This is a genomic window from Thermoclostridium caenicola (assembly GCF_900142095.1).
In the GTDB taxonomy this organism is placed as follows: Bacteria; Bacillota; Clostridia; order DSM-8532; family DSM-8532; genus Thermoclostridium_A; species Thermoclostridium_A caenicola.
In genome coordinates this window covers 1-3440 of record NZ_FQZP01000088.1, presented here as the reverse complement: position 1 = coordinate 3440, position 3440 = coordinate 1, and the positions used below count along the sequence as shown (strand labels likewise).

Below are 3440 nucleotides of genomic sequence, written 5' to 3'. Positions count from 1 at the left end.
AATTCATCATAATTGTATCCAATGTGGGCATATTCGCCTTTTTCTCCTTTTTCGTTTTCTACAAAACCTTCTTCAGTTTTATAAAAGCCTTTATCGGGCAGATCTTCTCTGCCAAATGGATCACCAAAAACCTCAGTTTTATAAATCATTGAATTCTTAATATTAATCTGGTAATTTTTGTTAGTTGATAATAATCTATATGCTAACGAATGATTGTTAAACATGCACAGCATCAGATTTATTATTATTATCATCAATATTAATTTTTTAGTTCTCATTTCCTCACCACCGGTCTGCTGGTCCAAAAGTTTCTATTCATAGCTTCTGGTGGGTTACGGTAGTATGCAATTTCTATATTTGCCCCTGGGAGTACACCGAAGTATTTTTCACTGGCAAGTGTTTCTGAAGCAGCGTCATTAATTACCTTCTCAACTGCAAAATCAAAAAAGGCTATGCCTTGATTCGGTCCGTAAACGATTTGGCAAATATGGAGTAGAACCTTCTCATACTTTTCCTGAGTCCACTTGAATTTGGTCTTATCCATTCCCTTTCCTGGGAAAAAACCCTGATCAAGGATAAATTGATCATCCGCTAAAGAACGAATAGTCCATTCATAATATGACGGGTTTTTTTGCTCACCTGGAGCATACCTTTCAGCGATATAGTTCATCTGGGGTTCTGCATAAATAATCAGCTCAATATCCGGCTTATATTTATCGCTGACAAGATGATATCCCAATGAGACATATCCACCGAAAAATTCACTATACGCTATGCTGAAGGCATTGCCGTTCTTTTTGGCATAATACGCCATCGTCTTAGTACACTCATACAATATTTCATTTATATCTGGATTATTTTTGTCAGACAAAAGTGTAGGTGTAGTCGCAACTGCATTTCGAAGATATATTTTCCTGTTCTCAATTCTTGCAATGCAATAGAAGTCCTCGGCATTATCCCTGATGTATGCTTCAAATTCCTCATCGCTCCAAACTTCTTCCGGAGGCGTATAAACCGTCCTCAGACCGGGTTCCAGCATCTTGTGAATAACCGCCGCTGCGGACGCCCGCGTCAGGTTGCCGTTGGGATTAAACTTTCCATCCGTTCCGCCCACTAGAATGCCAAGTTGATAGGCTTTGCAAACATAATCCCTAAGGTTTACCGGGATGCTGTCGTAATCCGCTATCCTCGACCTTATCTCGTTTTCATTGTAGGAAATGTCTTTCTCTCCGGTTATCATGGGAAGGGAGCGAATGATGATCCTGGCCATCTCGGCCCTTGTGATGGGTCGTTTGTAATCGGTAAACTCTCCCGGCTGCACAAAGCCCAATTCCAACCCAATGGACACATAGACGTCCCCCCAGTATTTATCTGAAGGCACTACCACACCCTTGCCGGCAGCCGCTACGGCTATCTTGATAAACTGTTCCACCGTGAGGTTATCCAAGGGTCCGAAGTTTCCCGCGTATCCAACCATCAGTTCCCGCGGGTGGTTGGCGACATACTGGACGTGCTCGTAATACCAGGCCTCCCTGGGCACATCCTTGAAGCTCAATGCAGCGTGTGACCGGCTCATTCCCGAGGTTATAACCGCCAGAACCATAACAACTGTCAGCAGGATCGCGAGAGATTTTTTCATAATTAACCTCCTAATATTTGGTTGAGTTAATCTTATCATTCTATGTTATTAAATGTCAGTAATAGTAAAAATAAAATATGGCTGGATTTGTGAAAGTTGTTTTCCAGGCGCGTTTATAGAAATCAGTTTTACTTTCTTTAGTTCTCGTGTAAATGATAAAATCGTTGAAGCGGCCGAAGATGTGACTGAGATTGCTTCGTCGGCTCCGCCTTCTCGCAATGACACCCTTGGGACATATCATTGTGAGCGAGTAGAACAAGCGCAGAAGTCTCTTCACATCCGCAGGACCATGCTCTATATTAAGCGGTCGTCCAGATTCTGAACAAGAAATAATGCAAAAGTAGTAGTATAGAAACTATCAGCGCAATAATCACTGTTGATTTTGTAATCTTTTTCATCTTCTAACCACCGGCCTGGTGGTCCAAAACCATTTATCCATAGCCTCTGGAACTTTAAAGTAATATGCAACTTCGATATTTGCATTCGGTACCTTGCCGATATATTTATCATCCTTACTGAAATCTGTATAGTAAGCATGAAGCTGATGCTCAATCATGAAATCATAAAATGCTTTCCCCTGAGAGGGACCATAAACAATGTTGCTCAGATGGAGCAAGACCTTTGCATATTTGTCCTGTATCCATGAAAACTTCTTTCTGTCTTTATCCGGCTCCCATCCCTGTCCAAGTAAGTAATCGTCGTCATATAAAGCACTAAGTGTCCAAGAATATAAAGCAGGATTCTTTTGCTCCCCGGGCGCATATCTCTCGGCAACATAGTTCATTTGGGGTTCCGCAAAAAACTCTAATTTGATGCTGGGATGAGTCGTTTTATTGTCAACATAGTAATAAAGAATAGCCGAACCACCAAAAAAGTCACTATATCCGATACTGAAGACATTACCGTTCTTCTGGGCATAATATGCCATGGTCTTAGCACATTCATAAAGAAGTTCATGAATATCAGGATTATTTTTATCAGATAACAGTGTTGGTGTAGTCACAATTGCATTTCGAAGATATATTTTTCTATTTTCAATTTTGGCAATGCAATAGAAGTCATCTGCATTCTCCCTGATATACGCCTCAAACTCTTCATCGCTCCAAACTTCTTCGGGAGGCGTATAAATCGTCCTCAGGCCGGGTTCCAGCATCTTGTGGATGACCGCCGCAGCGGATGCACGTGTCAGGTTGCCATTGGGATTAAACTTTCCATCCGATCCGCCCACAAGGATGCCGAGTTGATAAGCCTTACAAACATATTCCCGAAGGTTTACAGGGATGCTGTCGTAATCCGCTATTCGTGACCTTATCTCGCTTTCATTGTAGGGAATATCCTTCTCACCGGTTATCATGGGAAGGGAGCGAATGATGATCCTGGCCATCTCAGCCCGTGTGATGGGTCGTTTGTAATCGGTAAACTCTCCCGGTTGCACAAAACCCAGTTCCAACCCAATGGACACATAGACGTCCCCCCAGTATTTATCTGAAGGAACAACCACACCCTTGCCGGCAGCCGCTACGGCTATCTTGATAAACTGTTCCACCGTGAGGTTATCCAACGGTCCGAAGTTTCCCGCGTATCCCACCATCAGTTCCCGCGGGTGGTTGGCCACATACTGGACGTGCTCGTAATACCAGGCCTCCCTGGGCACATCCTTGAAGCTCAATGCAGCGTGTGACCGGCTCATTCCCGAGGTTATAACCGCCAGAACCATAACAACTGTCAGCAGGAACGCGAGACACTTTTTCATAACCCAACCTCCTAAAATTTGGTTGAGTTAATCTTATCATTCAATGTT

The 3440-nt window shown here is 43.0% G+C and carries 3 protein-coding genes; all 3 read right to left on the bottom strand.

What is annotated here, in order from left to right; all coding sequences use genetic code 11:
- The coding region (locus F3H12_RS12905) for a hypothetical protein (protein ID WP_149679723.1) at positions 1-278 on the bottom strand (278 nt) is incomplete at its 3' end.
- Positions 275-1639, bottom strand: coding sequence for an S-layer homology domain-containing protein (locus tag F3H12_RS12900; RefSeq protein ID WP_188118535.1), 1365 nt, complete (start codon positions 1637-1639; stop codon positions 275-277). The genes F3H12_RS12900 and F3H12_RS12905, both read right to left, overlap by 4 nt.
- A gap of 394 nt (positions 1640-2033) precedes the next feature.
- Positions 2034-3392, bottom strand: a complete 1359-nt coding sequence (locus F3H12_RS12895) for an S-layer homology domain-containing protein (RefSeq protein WP_149679721.1) — start codon at positions 3390-3392, stop codon at positions 2034-2036.
- Between the last annotated feature and the right edge of the window lie 48 nt (positions 3393-3440).

Coding starts and splice junctions, on each gene's coding strand:
- F3H12_RS12895 (WP_149679721.1), bottom strand. CDS start 3,392: ATGAAAAAGTGTCTCGCGTTCCTGCTGACAGTTGTTATGGTTCTGGCG.
- F3H12_RS12900 (WP_188118535.1), bottom strand. CDS start 1,639: ATGAAAAAATCTCTCGCGATCCTGCTGACAGTTGTTATGGTTCTGGCG.